Consider the following 15701-nt stretch of genomic DNA (forward strand, 5'->3'; position numbering starts at 1 on the left):
CGCGAGATATATTAACCTATTCCCAAACCCATAGCCGCTGGTAAGACACGGTGTCAGGCCATTGCCCGATAACGATATTTCCATTTTGCTCGATCCAGGCATGTGCTTCAAAGTGTTTTGCAGGGTTGATTTCAATCCCTATTTCCAAAGTCATTGCGGGGGCTTTCCGTAACAAATATTTCGCAGCCAAAGCCCTGGGCAGACAAAGAACTTCAAATGGCAGTAAGTTGGCCGCGGTATCAACCGCCCAAACCACCTGATTGATCCGGGCCTGGGGAACTTCTGTGACCTCGCGGGTTGTCGTAAACCAATGAAATACCTTTCTGAATGTCGAAAAGGGCAAAACAGCCAACCCTGTTTTAATGAACGAAAGACACATGGCTGCTTTCAGAAAGCTGATTTTCTCTGAAACGGACAACGTCCGCCATCTGCTTATGAATCTGCCGATCCGTCTCAATGTCTATTGGATTTCTTCTACCAGCTTTTCGGAAATGAGGTCTTTCAGCAAACCGTCTATATCATTCCTGCAAGTCGCCTGATCAACCTCGTACTCATTCGACACGGCTTCATACAGTGATTCAATTGTCTGAGGCCCCTTTTCCAGAGCGTCCCAAATCAAGGCTCCTACCTCGTCCAGACCATAGTAGGCACCTTTCGTGTGGTTTAGAATTACCGTTTCACCGGCTACCTTCGAGGAGATCTGATCTGATGTAAGCTGATATTTCATATTAATTCGATTTGCGGGCAAAATATAATGTGTCTTTGATATGTACAAAGTTAGAAATTTTAATTACTCGACCTCAAACTTTATTCCCTGGGCTAACGGCAATGTGTTTCCATAATTGATTGTATTGGTTTGCCTCCTCATGTAGGCCTTCCACGCATCGGAGCCTGATTCACGCCCGCCACCCGTTTCCTTTTCTCCCCCGAACGCTCCGCCTATTTCAGCCCCCGATGTTCCGATGTTAACGTTAGCAATACCGCAATCTGATCCATTCTGAGAAAGAAACTGTTCCGAATCCCTTAGATTCATTGTAAATATGGCCGATGAAAGTCCTTGCGGGACATCATTTTGCAACGCAATCGCCTCATCCAGATCGGAATACCTGATCAGATAAAGAATAGGTGCGAAGGTCTCGTGCTGCACAATAGCATAATGGTTTTCCACTGCTGCTATACAAGGCAGTACGTAACATCCCGACGAATATACATCAGCTTTCGGGAAACCAGGCTCCACAATAAATGAACCTCCCGCATCCCTGATTTTGCGTATCGCAGATTCGTAATGTGCCACTGCTGCTTTATCGATCAGCGGACCGACATGATTGGACGGATCGAGCGGGTTGCCTATTTTGAGTTGTCCGTAAGCCCGTACCAGCCGCCTTTTTACCTCATCGTAGATGGAATCGTGTACGATGATCCGGCGTGTGGAGGTACATCGCTGGCCTGCCGTGCCAACAGCCCCGAATACAATGCCGGGAATTGCAACGTTGAGATCAGCCGAAGGCGTAACAATAATCGCATTGTTCCCTCCCAGTTCGAGCAAGCTTCTTCCCAACCGGCGTGCCACGGCTTCACCTACCGACCGGCCCATCGGAATGCTCCCGGTCGCGGATACAAGGTTCACACGCACGTCACTGGCTATCCATTCACCCACTTCACGTCCGCCTGTCACGATGCATGACACTCCTTCCGGAACCTGGTTCTCTTTTAAGACCTGCTGTATAATGAACTGGCATGCCAGAGCGGTCAAAGGCGTTTTTTCAGAGGGTTTCCATACACATGCATTCCCGCATACCCAGGCGATCATCGCATTCCATGACCACACGGCTACGGGAAAGTTAAATGCAGTGATAATGCCCACTACTCCCATGGGATGCCATTGCTCATACATCCGGTGGTGCGGCCGTTCGCTATGCATGCTCAATCCGTACAATTGCCTGGACAGACCTGTCGCGAAATCGCAGATATCGATCATCTCCTGAACCTCCCCGAGCCCTTCCTGCAAGCTTTTCCCCATTTCATAACTCACAAGCGCACCCAGATCGGCTTTATATTCACGCAATCTCTCGCCCATCTGACGCACGATGTCGCCGCGCTTTGGTGCTGGCACTTTTCTCCACTCCCTGAATGCACGGACCGAATACAAGACTGCCTTGTCATAATCTGCATAGCCAGCTGTGGCCACCCCGGCAATCTTTTTGCCATCCACTGGAGAAAAAGACTCCAACAGGGCTCCTTTTCCTTCCCAGCTTTCTAGCCCGGTACTGATGCCCTTGTTGATAGCACCAATACCCAGCCGCAATAATATTTCTTGGACTTCTATCATCTTTGAAAATTAGGGATTAAGCGAAATATCCACCATTTTGGGTCCGAAGAAAATCTTCCAGTAAAATATCTTCCTGCCTGATGAACCCTTCAGCCGGCAAGACACCGTCTGCTACCATTTCCACGACGGAAGCGATTGAAGCAGCGGTCGTCCAGGAAATGGCGCGCCAATGCTGCCCGTCGATCTGAATCGGGTGATAGGCGCGGTAAAACTCTTCCCTTTCCAGCCGGTTATCTTTCCATCCTTCTACCACAGCGTAAACATATACAACATCCTGCTGTACAGGAGGTTTAGCTTCGGTAAGTATTTGCTCAACAAGCTGGCGTTTGTCTTTCAGGCAAAGTTCATACAAGAGAAAGCGCATCAGACTGCAATGTCCCGGATATCGGATCGTCTTGTAGTTTAGTGTATCCAATTTGCCTTCCAGCGTCTCACACATGGTACCCAAACCTCCCGACGTGCTGAATGCCTCAAACTCCTGGCCTTCAATATTGATCATTTCAATACCTTCCAGGGAAGGGACCATTTTCCGGACACCATTATGAATCACTTCGGCATCATTAAGGTATTCGTTCACTACACCAGCCGGCGACCAGGTGAAGGAGTATCCCATCAAACCGTTCGGGTAGCGCGGCAAAGCACCCACCCTGAGTTCGATATCCCTGATTTTGGTGAATCTTTTGGCAAGATCCATTCCTACTATGCCGATGAAACCCGGAGCAAGGCCACATTGAGGAGCCATTACGCTCCGGCTATTGGCCGCCATTTCTCTGATGGCCGAAGTGGTGGGTACATCCTCAGTTAGATCAAAATAATGAATCCCCAACTGGAATGCCCTGCGCGCGATCGGCAGATTCAGGTTATAAGGCATACAAGAAACCACGCCGTCGAAACCAGTCATAACGTCGTCCAGAAAAGACGCGTCGCCCACATTTCCTGTTATTACGGGAAATGAAAGTCGAACAGCTGGCTCCGCCTGATCGATACCCGTCACCTGAAAGCGCTTGTTAAGTAATGTACCAACCAGGGAACCTACTTTCCCCAGTCCGATAACGAGAATTTTCTGCATGTATAGTTTTAGATGGTTTTAGTTAGAATTTTTGAAGCTGTTTTGAAAGATAGGAAAAGAAATTGCAGTTTTTAAAACTAACATGTCATTTTTGTGGGACAAAAAGACAGCTATGCAAATTGTAACGATCGGTGGTGGAGCAGCCGGATTTATGGCCGCAATCACGGCAGCCGAGACTTTTCCCGGGGCACAGATCACCATCCTGGAAAAAAGCAGGACAGTACTCAATAAAGTCCGTGTGTCGGGAGGTGGCAGGTGTAACGTGACACATCGGCCGCACGATTTACGTTTCTTTATCAAAAACTATCCAAGAGGCGAAAAGCTCCTGCGCAAGCTGTTACACCATTTCGATGCCCAGGCTACCATTGAATGGTTTGAAAAAAGGGGAGTTAAACTAAAAACAGAGGCCGATGGGCGCATGTTTCCTGTAACCGATTCTTCGCATACTATTATTGAATGTCTGATCCGCTCCGCACGTAACCTGGGGATCGAGGTTCGCACCGGAGTTAACATTACGTCCTTTTCACGGGAAGGTGGAGTGTTTACATTGCGCACCTCCGCAGACGAGGAATTAATTGCAGACCGGATATTGATCGCCACTGGCGGATACCCCAAAATGGAAGGCTTCGAGTGGCTTCAAACGCACCAGCATAATATTATTTCTCCGCTTCCTTCACTTTTTACATTCAACACACCTGAAAGCTATCTGCTTCCTCTTGCCGGCGTCTCGGTTCAGGACACTGAAGTGAAAATTATGGGAACTAAACATGAATGGCGAGGACCGCTACTGATCACACATTGGGGTTTCAGCGGACCTGCTGTGCTCAAACTTTCGGCCTGGGGTGCACGTGACCTGGCGGAAAAAGACTACCAGTTTATGTGTAGGATCAACTGGGTACCGGAGATGAACGAGCAACAGGTCCGGGATTTCTTAATGGGAGAGAAAACGAAAACACCCAAACAGCAAATCGGATCACATGCCCGGTTCGGGTTGCCAGCGCGACTTTGGAAAGCTTTTGTTGAAAAAGCCGAAATCGGAGAAGCGCTCAGGTGGGGTGATGCGAGCAATAAAGTGCTCAACCGACTTACGGAAATGCTGACTAACAGTCAGTTTGATGTGAAGGGCAAAACGACTTTCAAGGAAGAATTTGTAACCTGTGGAGGTGTTGCATTGCCGGATCTTAGTCCTGAAACCCTGGAAAGTCGTTCAGTACCCGGCCTTTTTTTCGCGGGAGAAGTAATCGATGTGGATGGCATTACGGGTGGCTTCAATTTCCAGAATGCCTGGACAACCGGTTATATTGCCGGGAAACATATCGGCCTCTAACCTACATCATTCAGCCATAGCATCGAAATACGCCCTGACCTTCTTGGCACGGTCTATTCCAATCAGGTCGCTTAGTGTTTCAAGAGAGCTTTCGCGAATGGCGCGTACAGAACCAAAATGTTTCAGCAGTTTGGTTGCTGTTACTTTACCAACACCTACCACTCCTTCCAATTCGCTCACCAGGCTACTTTTGCTTCGTTTGTCGCGGTGGAATGTAATGGCGAAACGGTGCGCCTCATCCCTGATTTGCTGGATGAGTTTGAGCGATTCCGATTTCTTATCGATGTATAGCGGCAACGGGTCTTCTGGAAAGTATATTTCTTCCAGTCTCTTGGCAATACCAATAATAGGCACCTGCCCGTAAATGCCGAGGCTTTTCAATGCGTCACAGGCGGCGCCCAGCTGCCCCTTGCCTCCATCGATCACAATCAGGTCGGGCAGCGGCTGTTCTTCGGCGATCAGGCGCAGGTATCGGCGGCCTACAATTTCGTTCATGGAAGCAAAGTCGTTGGGGCCGACAACGGTTTTGATATTGAAATGCCGGTAGTCCTTTTTGGACGCTTTTCCATCCTTAAAACAAACCATCGAAGCCACAGGGTTGGTACCTTGTATGTTGGAGTTATCAAAGCATTCAATATGTCTGGGAAGGGTTTTGATCTGCAAATCGGATTTAAGGCGAATCAATACGCGGTCTTTTTTGGACGACGTAGCCGATGCCTCCACTTCCCTGCGCTCTGCTTTTTCCCTACGGAAATACATCACATTCTTCATCGACATATCCAGCAACTTCTTCTTATCCCCGATCTGTGGAACAGTTACTTCCAGACGCATTTCAAGGTCCGGTTTAAGGTTTGAGATAACCTCCTTTGCCTCCGAGCCGTACGTCGAACGCATTTCAACGATCATCATCGCCAGGATCTCAAGATCGCTTTCATCCAGCTTTTTCTTCACCTCCAGCGTCTGAGTAGCCACCATGTACCCCTGCTTGATTTTCATAAAATTCAGGTAAGCGGCTTCCTCGTCGGAAACGATCGTAAGTACATCGATATTTCCAATGCGGGGGTTAATGACGGTAGCCTTGCTTTGGAAATTGGAAAGATGCTCGATTTTGGTCTTCCAGGCATGCGCCTTCTCAAACGCCATTTGCTCGGCCGCTTCGAGCATTTTTTCTTTAAAGTACTGTTGGGGAGACGACAAATTTCCTTTCAGGATGTTATGAACCTGCTCGATCTCCGCATTGTATTCATCTTCACGCTGCAAGCCCTCGCAGGGTCCTTTGCAGTTTCCGATATGGTATTCCAGGCAAACTTTGAATTTCCCGGCCTCTATATTCGACTGAGTCAATGGTAACTGGCACGAGCGGATCTGATATAATGCCTTGAACATGTCCAGCAAAGTGTGCATGGACCGTAAATTCGCGAATGGCCCATAAAATGTACCTTTGGTCCGATCCATATTCCGGGTAGGGAATACACGCGGAAATGGTTCATGCGTAATGCAAATGAACGGATAGGTCTTGTCGTCTTTAAGCAGGATATTGAACTTAGGCTGCAATTGCTTGATCAACTGGTTTTCCAGTAGCAATGCATCCCATTCACTCAACACAATGGTATACTCGATCCGGCGGATCTGACTAACGAGCCGTCTGGTTTTGCGATCATGCTGATTGGATTTCAGGAAATAACTTGAAACCCGGTTTCTCAAACTTTTTGCTTTCCCTACATATATAACCTCTCCGGTTTCATCGAAGTACCGGTAAACGCCGGGGTCGAGAGGAATTTTGGTGAGTTCTTCCTTATAGTTGAATTCTGACATGGATTGTAATCTAGGAACGATAAGCTCCTCTGTTGAAAAAAAACAAGCGCACCAACTGAAAAGTTGCGTCGCTGACCAGGCCGGACGCTTCGCTCTGTGCCGTAGCCAAGTCCATCGGCCTGTTTAGTACAGAAATAGCATAGGTCATCCCCGCTGCCCGCGCCTGCTCGGACGTGATCCGCAAGGCGCCACATACTACCGCGAGCGGCACCTGGTATTCACCGCAAAGACCTGCCAGGCCTTTTACCACTTTTCCGTTCAAAGTCTGCTCATCGACTTTACCTTCCCCGGTAATGACCAGATCCGCCTCTTTCACCAGCGACTCGATGTTACATTGCTCCATCACAATACTGATACCATCTTTCAACGAAGCATTCAGGAACCACATGCATCCGGCACCCAGTCCACCTGCCGCACCCGCACCCGGATACGAACTGACATCCTGTCCGAACGTGCGAGAAGCTACACGGGTCAGGTTTATTAACCCATCATCGAGCACACGTACCATTTCAATATCAGCGCCCTTCTGAGGGCCATAAATATAGGCTGCGCCATTGGCTCCATACAAGGGGTTGGTTACGTCGCATGCTACGACGATCGATGTCCGGTCCAACCGTTCATCCCGCTTCGAAATATCGATCGAATGGATGCGCGCCAACGACTGACCAACTGGAACCAATCTCTCTCCATCGGCAGCGTAGAAAACATAACCCAGCGCCCCGGCCATTCCGATACCACCATCCGTAGTCGCACTGCCTCCAATCCCCAAGATGATCTTGCTGACCCCCATATCCAGTGCCTGCCGTATAAGTTCTCCTGTACCATAAGTACTCGTCAGTAATGGATTCCTTTCATGCATCGACAAAAGCGCCAGGCCCGAAGCGGCGGCCATTTCTATAAAAGCGACGTTCCCATCTGATGAAAGCCCAAAGGAAGCATCGACCGGCCTGCCGAGAGGATCGGTCACGCGGGCCATCACTTCCCTTCCCCCGGCCTGACGTGTCAAGATCTGTGAAGTTCCTTCTCCGCCGTCCGCCAAAGGGATGGCCGTTACCTGTGCTTCGGGATAAGCCTGCAAAATACCTTTTTCAATGGCTTCACATACCTCCCCGGCTTCCAGCGAGCCGCGAAACTTATCAGGTGCTACGAGAATTTTCACGGGTCAGTTTGATAGGTTGGTCAGAAAAGTACGCCTTCGTCGTCGGATCTGGATGGCGGAATATAGGTGTCTGTACTGTCCGTCGTTACACCCCCACATTCGCGCACGTAGTTTTCGGGTTTATTGAACGGCCCTTTCCGATATTGGACGAGTGTGGGGTCTGCATATACTTTCTGCATGAACATCCCCCAGGCCGGCATCGCAACACGACCTCCCTGCCCCAAGGCAATCGTCCGGAAGTGAATGCTTCGGTCTTCACCGCCCACCCAGATCCCCGAAACCAGATTTTGGGTCATTCCCATGAACCAGCCGTCCGAATAGTTGGAGGTAGTCCCGGTCTTTGCGGCGATTTCGTTACCTTCTGTCACCCCATATTGTCTCAACCGCCCGGCGGTTCCACCCGGGTCTTCTACGGCACCGCGCATGAGATACAGCATATTATAAGCCATATTCCCGCTGATCTCCTGGTTTTGCTTCTGGAAAAACTCCTGCAACACGTTTCCGTAACGGTCCTCAATTCTCAAAATCGTCATAGGCTCCGTGCGATGACCGCCATTAGCAAAGGCACAGTAGGCACCTACCATCTCATAAACCGATACATCACTGATTCCCAGACAAAGGGAAGGAACCGCCTGAAGGTTACTTGTAATACCTAGCTTGTGGGCGTACTCCACAACAGCCTTTGGCCTGACCATTTTCATCAGATACGCACTCACCGTATTCACCGATTTCCCCAATGCCTGGCGTAGCGATAAGGACTGGTAAGAGTATTTGTTGTTGGAGTTATGAGGCGACCATCCTCCCGGAACGCCATCCGACGGCCCGAAATACACCGGTGCATCCGTTACATGATCGCACGGAGTGAGGAAACTCTTGTCCAGCGCCGAGACATAGACAAATGGTTTGAATGTAGAACCAGGCTGACGTGACCCCTGCTTGACGTGGTCATACTTGAAATATTTGAAATTAACCCCTCCTACCCACGCCTTCACGTGCCCGTTGCGCGGGTCCATAGACATCATACCTGCACGTAGGAAGCGCTTGTAGTAAGCGATGGAATCCAAAGGGCTCATGGTAACCTCCTTCTCTCCGTTCCAGGTAAAAACCTTCATTTTGTAAGGCCTCCTCATGATCTTCCAGGCTTCGTCTTCACCCAGATCCCGTTTCAAAGAAATAAAATGCGGAGATCTTTTAGCAGCTGTCCTGATAAAGCCGGGGATTTCCTTTCCGTTATCGTAAGTCCAGGGGTTACGACCTTTCCAGTGTTCATCAAACAACTTTTGCTGTTGTTTCATATGCTCGGTAAGGGCTTCTTCCTGGTAACGTTGAATACGGGAGTCGATCGTCGTGTAAATCCGAAGCCCGCTCGTATAGAGGTCCAAATCGGTGTCATGCTCTTCATTATACAGCTTTACCCAACTTTTGAGATATCCCCGCATCGATTCCCGAAAATAAGGCGCTAAACCGGTATTATGGCTGTCGATGGTAAAGTCGAGGCCCAGCGGCTTTTCTTTATACCGCATAAAATCCTCCTCCGGGATGTATTCGTATTTCCACATTTGCGCCAGAACCGTGTTTCTGCGGTTTAATGCATTATTGGGAAAGCGGAGAGGGTTGAACAATGTCGGGTTTTGCAGCATTCCGACCAGCAACGCGGCCTCGGTCACATTCAAATCCCACGGTTCTTTGTCGAAATAGGTCTTTGACGCTACTTTGATACCATAGGTGTTATTTCCGAAAGACACTGTGTTCAGGTACATCTGCATGATTTCCTGCTTGGTGTACTTTCTTTCCAGCACTACTGCAAGTATCCATTCCTTGGTTTTAGCAATCACGATCCGCACGATCGGAAGCTTTCCCAAAAGGCCTTCATACTCCTCCGACCGTGTATTGAAAAGGTTTTTGGCAACCTGTTGGGTTAATGTACTGCCGCCCCCCGAACTTGAACTTCCCGAGACCACTCCCTTGAAAACGCGAAGCAAACTCCTGGGATCGATACCCGAATGGTTTACAAAACGCGCATCCTCCGTAGCCACCAATGCGTCGATGAGATTGGGGGAAATCTGGGCGATATTAATGGGCGTGCGGTTTTCGAAGAAGTATTTCCCCAGAGATTTTCCGTCTTCGCTGATCAGTTCGGAGGCGAGTTCGCTCTTGGGATTTTCGAGGGTTTTCAAATCGGGCATGCCACCAAACAGCCACAAAAAGTTAAAGCTGACGGCAACGATGTAGAATATTATCAGACCCAGTCCCAGGGCCACATACCGCCACAGACGGACAATGGCGCGCCGATACTTTCCGGGTTGTAATTCAATCATATTGGTGGGGTGATAAGTTACTGGACAGGCAAATATACAATTTCAGTATATTATCTCTTTCCCATTGAGAGGGAATTGAATTCCTGCATTTCCTTCAGGCGTGGCAGGTAAATACTGGCTGGATAAAGCCTCATAAATTCGGTAATAGCCTGGGCATAGGCCTCTTTTCCGCGAACTTTGCCTATGAGAAACACACGAAGCAAAGCGAATTTATCTTCCATTGAACTCCCCTTATAAGCCGGCAGGTTTTTCTCAATTTCTTCCAATGCCCGGGTGTAATTTCCGTCCGCATACAGCTTGTATGCCGCCTCGTATTCCTTTACCGCATTGCCCGAACTGCCCCCGGCGTCTGTCGACTTATTCACCAGCCTTGCATATGTGGATGTAGGGTACTCGGTTAACAATTTGCTCTTCCAGGTTTCTTTTTGAGCTGCATTCTCTTCATTACTGAGGAAAAGCAGGTAGTAAATCTCATCCTTATATTGCGTCCGTGGAAAATCTGCCAGCACCCTTTCGAAAGTACTGATCGCCCGGTTGGATTCTTTCAGATCGAAGCGGTAAATCTTTCCCAAGTTATACAAAGCATCCTCCTTTTTCTTTTGAGAGGCAGCGAACAGCGTATCGGTCAAAGGGACATTCTTTTTAAAAAGGTCGTGTACCTGCTGCCACTCAGGTGTCCCCTTTTTCATTCCGGCGTCTGTCTGCCCGGCCTGGGCGGTCGTGGTACTATCGGTAGTCCCTCCGGCATTGTTGCCTGCCAATGAACGAAGCGGTCTGCTGCTACGTCGCCAGTCATCTTCCAATGGACGGTTTCCCCAGGCCCGTTTAAAATCTATCTTACCCTTATTAACCAGTGCCGGATCATACAGTTCCCATCTCCTTTCACCTGCTGTAACCAATGGGTTACCGCCTCCTCCCTGCTGCATATTCGCATTCTGCGCGGCAAGCTGTGCCTTTCTGGCCTTTTCCTCATCTTCCAGGCGCTTCTTCTCCTTAGCCTCTATAATGGCATCGATCTTATTGTCCAGCGCTGCCGGGTTCAACTTTGCCAGTTTCTGTAAGCTGTCCTCGGTTGTAACGATGGTGTACTGGGTCACGAAATTGTCGAGTGCGCGCTTGCGATCGGCCACCAGCCGATATTCCGGTGCTTCCTGCGGGAGGATTGCCAGCGCACTGTCGTAATAGGCCTTTGACGCTTCAAAATCTTCCAGAGATTCATACTTAATCCGCGCCAGTTGCAGATAGGTATATGCTTTTTGCTGCAAATTACCCTTCGACGCGGCGGCAGCTTTTTGTAAATAGCTTACCGCCTGAGGCATATCATTTTTGTGCTCTGCCAAAAGACCCATCGTAAAATATACCCGGTCTTGCAGATCATCATTCTTCCGGTCGCGGAGCATCTTATCAAAACCTACATCTCCCAGATCCCGCTTGGGATTAAGCACTACTTCGTTTTGCAGTGAGTTCATGGCAGAATAGAAGCCCAGGTCATAATTAGGTTTGTTTCTGCCTACGCTCTTGTAATGCTTGTTCGCCAGGGCATACTGTCCCAGGCGATCATACATCTGGGCCGCCGCAAAATGGATACGAGCAGTCTCCGTCGATTTTTTCAGAAGTGGAAACGCCTCTTCCAGAATGGCTACGGACGTGAGGTATTCTCCATTTTGCTGATGCAAATATGCTTTGGTCAGGTAAAAGTCACGAACAGACGATTTATCCAGCGGGTTCTGGCTCAGATACTCTGCCACACCCAGTGCATTGGAATAGTCCTTCCTTTCGATATAGGCGCGCATTAAGAGAATCAGCGCATCATTTTTGTCGCTCTCGTCACGTCCATTTGCATATACATACCGCAATGCTTCCAAGCCGTCAGCCCATTCGCCGAGGTAAAGCCGCGACTTTCCCAATAAAATGTAACTATTATCAATCCATTTACTGTTCTGGTGTTTCTCCGCGACGATCGATGCTTTCTTAATGGCGTCCTGCAACTTGGGCTTCACGGCCATAGCCAGCACAGAGTCCATGGGGAGCAGAATGGGCAGGAGCTGGTTATAATTTTCCTTATAGGCCTTTTTCATCTCGAATTCTGCTTCGAGCATATCCTGTTCGGCCATAAAATAGGCATTGTACCGTGCGGCCACATTATGGAAAGTGATCGCTCCCGGCCTTGAACTGTATTGAGAGCAGGCGGCCAGAAAACTGACCGTGGCAAGTAATAATGCTAGTCGGCGGATATGGGAAGCAATGCGTTCGATCACAAAGTTGGCTTTATGGGGTGTCCTGTATCAGGTTAGATAAGCAAATCTAAAACGGTATTCCGAATAAATACGTATCGAAGATAATGCCATTTACAAAATTTGAAGCAATTTTACCCCGATATTCTACCATCACTTTTCAATCCGAACCAGGGGAAACTGAGCTATGGAGGACAAAAAAAATAATCCGGACAGAAACCAGCCGTCCAGGTTCCTGAAATATTCCGGTATGGCAACCCAAATGCTCGGAACGATACTGGTCTTTACTTATGCAGGCTACAAGCTCGACGAACGGCAGCAGCATAAGGTACCTGTCTGGACGCTCGTGCTCTCGCTCCTATCCATCGCGGCGTCGCTTTACCTCCTGATCAGAAGTTTTACCAAACAATAACTCCTTTCCGAAGGCACCCCGTATGCTACGTACCCTGATCGCTACCATTTTGCTGGGAATTGTATTTTTCCTTGCTCAACGATTTCACTTCGACTCCTTTCTCCATCCTTATATATGGTACATTCTTGTTTTCTTCTTCGGCGTATCATTTCTGGCTCACCGCCTGATGGAACTCGGATTAAGAAACAAGCGCGAGAAATTTGTCACATTTTACATTTCTACCATTGTTGCAAGATTCATTCTCAGCCTCATTTTTATTGCCCTGTTTTTATATAAAGGGCTAACTGATTCATTCCTATTCGTTACAGACTTTTTTGCACTCTATTTATTTCATACATGTTTTGAAATATATGGTTTGTATCGTAACTTGCGCCGCGATTGACAAAGCATAGTATTTCAAGCATTTATGTATACCCATCTGAGACGGTTTTTTACTATCGCCCTTGTAGCGGCAACATGCGTTTTTAACCTTCCGGCCCGCGCCGACGAACCTACCCAGCACGAGGCAGGAACGGTCGCTGAAGCTGTGAACGATGAAGAGCATAAAATTGAACATAAGCTTGAAGAATCCGAAGAGGAATTCAAGATCGGTGAGATGATCATGCATCACATCGCCGATTCCCACGAATGGGAGTTTACGCACGGTGTAGTGCTTCCGCTTCCGGTGATTCTTTATTCGGAGGACCGCGGCATCGAGGTTTTCTCCTCTTCCAATTTCCACAACGACCACCACGAATACAATGGCTATCACCTCGTTCATGGTGATTCCGAGCAGGTTGTTCCGGTTGACGAATCTCGTAAGGTATACGACTTCTCGATCACTAAGAACGTAGCTTCCATGCTGCTGAGCGCGCTGATCCTGATCCTCGTCTTCACCAGCATTGCGGGATGGTACAAAAACAGCAAAGGAAAAGCTCCGAAAGGTTTCAATTCTGCGATGGAGGTCATTATCCTCTTCATCCGCGATGATGTTGTGAAGCCTAACGTAGGGCCCAAATATGAGAAGTATCTTCCCTATTTGCTAACGCTCTTCTTCTTCATCCTGATCAACAACATCCTCGGCTTGTTGCCAGGATCGGCCAACCTTACCGGTAACATCGCGGTAACCATGACACTGGCGGTTTTGACTTTCATCATCGTTCACCTGAATGCAAACGGCAATTACTACAAACACCTTCTGAAGCCTACCGGTGTTCCTGCCCCGCTTTTGCTGATCATGATTCCTGTTGAGATCGTGGGGGTATTCATGAAACCGTTTTCCCTGATGGTCCGGTTGTTTGCCAATATCACAGCCGGTCACATTATTTTACTGAGCCTTTTCGGTCTTATATTCATTTTCCAGAGTTTTGTAATAGCTCCCGTTATCTCTCTGTTCGCATTGTTCCTGAACTTTATTGAGATCATGGTTGCATTCATTCAGGCTTTCATCTTCACACTATTGTCGTCCATGTACATCGGAAGTGCCATTGAAGAGCACAGCCACGCCGACCACGGACATTGATCTGAATCTCTTTTTTATTAATTATATTTAAAACAAACACAATTATGTTGCTTCAAATTTTGCTTCAAGCTGCTGAACAAGGTGGTGCAGGTCTTGCAGTTTTCGGTGCTGCTATCGGCGCAGGTCTTGCTGCTATCGGTGCAGGTCTTGGTATTGGTAAAATCGGTGGTAGCGCTGTTGAAGGTATCGCCCGTCAACCAGAAGCTGCTGGTGCTATCCAAACTGCCATGCTGATCATCGCAGCGCTTATTGAAGCGGTAGCGCTTTTCGCAGCGGTTATCTGTCTGCTTATCTCTTTCAAGCTTTAATAGCTTCCGAAAGGGAACGGCTGCCCCGGTGCGCTAGGCCCGGATGCAGTTAAAAACATTCTCGTGGAAGCATTAGGCTTCCACGAAATTTTAATAAGAAGAGAGCCGATTGCGAGGACATTCCTCATTCATTCTTACACTCAAAAACTCATTTAACTATGTCATTGCTTACTCCAAACCCAGGCCTTATCTTCTGGATGCTGGTAGTATTTTTGCTGGTAGTTTTCATTCTGGCCAAGTTCGCCTGGAAACCCATCCTCAAAGGGCTGAAAGACCGTGAAAACGAAATTCAGGGTGCCCTGGACCTTGCTGAGAGAACCCGCGCTGAAATGGTTCAGCTCAAATCGGATAACGAAAAGCTGATTGCAGAAGCAAACGCCGTCCGCGACCAGATCCTGCGCGACGCTAAGGATGCCGCTGACAAAACCATCGCCGAGTCCAAAGACAAAGCAGCGATTGAAGCTCAGAAAGTAATCGAAAGCGCCCGTGAAACCATCCGCAACGAACAAGCGCTGGCCGTTAGCAAGATCAAAAAGGAAGTCGCTACACTTTCACTCGAAATCGCTGAGAAAGTATTGCACCGTGAATTGAAAGACAAGGAAGCTCAGGAGCAATTGATCGCTGATCTTGCTTCATCTGCGCGTCTTAATTAAAAATATAAAAAATTTAATTTCCGATGTCAGTAAGTATAGTAGCTTCCAGATATGCAAAATCATTGATCGAGCTAGCCAAAGAACAGAATGTTCTGGAAGCGGTTTATCAGGATATGCTTTTGTTCAAAGATACCGCTGATAAAAACAGAGCATTGATGCTTGCATTGAAAAGCCCTGTGGTACGTCACGAAAAGAAATTAGGAATTTTGAAGGCATTGTTCGAAACGCGTGTAAATGCCGTTTCTTATGCCATCTTTACCATTATAACGAAGAAAAACAGGGAAGCAATTCTGGACGAAATTGCAGCTGAATTCATTAAGGCTTATAACCTTTTCCAGGGTATCCAGAAGGCGACCGTAGTAACCACTACCCCGCTTACCGATGAGCTTCGTAAACAATTTAATGATATTGTTGCTTCTGCAACCGGGAAAAAGGTGCAACTTGCCGAGAAGATAGACAGTTCTCTCGTAGGTGGGTATGTACTGACGATCGATGATCGCCAAATCGACGCTTCGCTTCGGAGCCGGTTGAACGAGCTTAAATTACAGTTAGTAAACTGATATTTTTATCTGCATA

Annotated in this window: 14 protein-coding genes; 6 read left to right on the top strand and 8 right to left on the bottom strand. The window is 48.2% G+C overall.

All coding sequences use genetic code 11. The features are described 5' to 3' along the window. Positions 1-16: 16 nt before the first annotated feature. From BP71_RS34455 to BP71_RS34470, 4 genes are all read right to left on the bottom strand, one after another. Complete coding sequence (locus BP71_RS34455; protein WP_496386223.1) at positions 17-457, bottom strand: lasso peptide biosynthesis B2 protein; 441 nt, start codon at positions 455-457, stop codon at positions 17-19. A gap of 3 nt (positions 458-460) precedes the next feature. Further along, entirely contained in the window at positions 461-727 is a 267-nt protein-coding gene (locus BP71_RS34460) for a PqqD family protein (protein ID WP_496386224.1), read from the bottom strand. 63 nt (positions 728-790) lie between these two features. After that, a complete protein-coding gene (gene amaB / locus BP71_RS34465; RefSeq protein ID WP_496386225.1) occupies positions 791-2329 on the bottom strand; it encodes an L-piperidine-6-carboxylate dehydrogenase in 1539 nt (512 codons plus the stop codon). A 16-nt stretch (positions 2330-2345) separates the two neighbouring features. Beyond that, on the bottom strand, positions 2346-3398 hold the full coding sequence (locus BP71_RS34470) for a saccharopine dehydrogenase family protein (RefSeq protein ID WP_496386226.1): 1053 nt from the start codon (positions 3396-3398) through the stop codon (positions 2346-2348). 112 nt (positions 3399-3510) lie between these two features. Between BP71_RS34470 and BP71_RS34475 the strand changes: the two genes are divergently transcribed. Further along, entirely contained in the window at positions 3511-4725 is a 1215-nt protein-coding gene (locus BP71_RS34475; RefSeq protein WP_496386227.1) for a BaiN/RdsA family NAD(P)/FAD-dependent oxidoreductase, read from the top strand. Positions 4726-4731: 6 nt separating this feature from the next. Here the strand turns inward: BP71_RS34475 and uvrC are convergent, their stop codons facing one another. Genes uvrC through porW form a run of 4 tightly spaced genes read right to left on the bottom strand, consistent with a single transcriptional unit; the run spans position 4732 to position 12275 of the window. After that, positions 4732-6540, bottom strand: coding sequence for an excinuclease ABC subunit UvrC (uvrC, locus tag BP71_RS34480; protein WP_496386228.1), 1809 nt, complete (start codon positions 6538-6540; stop codon positions 4732-4734). A 10-nt stretch (positions 6541-6550) separates the two neighbouring features. Next, positions 6551-7699, bottom strand: a complete 1149-nt coding sequence (locus BP71_RS34485; RefSeq protein WP_496386229.1) for a glycerate kinase — start codon at positions 7697-7699, stop codon at positions 6551-6553. Positions 7700-7719: 20 nt separating this feature from the next. Beyond that, entirely contained in the window at positions 7720-10017 is a 2298-nt protein-coding gene (locus BP71_RS34490; RefSeq protein WP_496386230.1) for a transglycosylase domain-containing protein, read from the bottom strand. 50 nt (positions 10018-10067) lie between these two features. Further along, positions 10068-12275, bottom strand: a complete 2208-nt coding sequence (gene porW, locus BP71_RS34495; protein WP_496386231.1) for a type IX secretion system periplasmic lipoprotein PorW/SprE — start codon at positions 12273-12275, stop codon at positions 10068-10070. A gap of 163 nt (positions 12276-12438) precedes the next feature. Here porW and BP71_RS34500 point away from each other — a divergent pair, with 163 nt between their 5' ends. The 5 genes from BP71_RS34500 to atpH all read left to right on the top strand — a co-directional run bounded on the left by BP71_RS34500 (position 12439) and on the right by atpH (position 15685). Continuing rightward, positions 12439-12663 (top strand): AtpZ/AtpI family protein, encoded by a 225-nt coding sequence (locus BP71_RS34500; RefSeq protein WP_496386232.1) that lies wholly within the window; start codon positions 12439-12441, stop codon positions 12661-12663. Positions 12664-13069: 406 nt separating this feature from the next. Continuing rightward, positions 13070-14164, top strand: coding sequence for a F0F1 ATP synthase subunit A (gene atpB, locus BP71_RS34505; RefSeq protein ID WP_496386233.1), 1095 nt, complete (start codon positions 13070-13072; stop codon positions 14162-14164). A 44-nt stretch (positions 14165-14208) separates the two neighbouring features. Beyond that, positions 14209-14472 (top strand): ATP synthase F0 subunit C, encoded by a 264-nt coding sequence (gene atpE, locus BP71_RS34510; protein ID WP_019942415.1) that lies wholly within the window; start codon positions 14209-14211, stop codon positions 14470-14472. 158 nt (positions 14473-14630) lie between these two features. Further along, positions 14631-15125, top strand: a complete 495-nt coding sequence (gene atpF, locus BP71_RS34515; RefSeq protein WP_496386234.1) for a F0F1 ATP synthase subunit B — start codon at positions 14631-14633, stop codon at positions 15123-15125. 23 nt (positions 15126-15148) lie between these two features. Continuing rightward, a complete protein-coding gene (atpH, locus tag BP71_RS34520) occupies positions 15149-15685 on the top strand; it encodes an ATP synthase F1 subunit delta (protein WP_496386235.1) in 537 nt (178 codons plus the stop codon). Positions 15686-15701 lie beyond the last annotated feature (16 nt).

This window comes from Dyadobacter ginsengisoli DSM 21015, assembly GCF_059568735.1.